Origin of the sequence: Mycobacterium sp. pW045, from assembly GCF_041287085.1 — a bacterium.
Classification (GTDB): Bacteria; Actinomycetota; Actinomycetes; order Mycobacteriales; family Mycobacteriaceae; genus Mycobacterium; species Mycobacterium algericum_A.
The window spans coordinates 1-358 of record NZ_JBGGKU010000034.1 but is presented as its reverse complement, the minus strand read 5'-3'; the positions used below and the strand labels follow the sequence as shown (position 1 = coordinate 358).

The window sequence follows — 358 nt, the reverse complement described above, 5'->3', positions numbered from 1 at the left end:
GCCGTTGCCGCCCTTGCCGCCGTTACCGCCGTTACCGGTGCCGACCGCATCAGCACCCTGCTGGCCATCAGCAGCCGCCCCACCAGCACCGCTACCGCCCTGGCCACCAGCGCCAGCCGTACCGCGCTCGCCACCGTGACCACCGGCACCACCGCTACCCGCGGTCGCGTTAGCGCCACCGCCGGCACCGGCACCACCATCACCGCCGTTGCCCGCGCCACCAGCAGCACCGCCATCGCCACCGACACCGCCAACACCCTGGCCACCGGCACTGCCGTTGGTCGCCGAACCACCAACGCCACCAGCACCACCGTGGCCACCGGCACCACCGTTGCCGCCATCGCCGCCATCGCCACCA

Annotated in this window: 1 protein-coding gene; it reads right to left on the bottom strand. The window is 73.5% G+C overall.

Going from position 1 to position 358, the window contains the following annotated elements; all coding sequences use genetic code 11:
• Positions 1-358: hypothetical protein (locus ACAG20_RS21085; RefSeq protein WP_370494007.1), on the bottom strand; the 358-nt coding region annotated here is incomplete at both ends.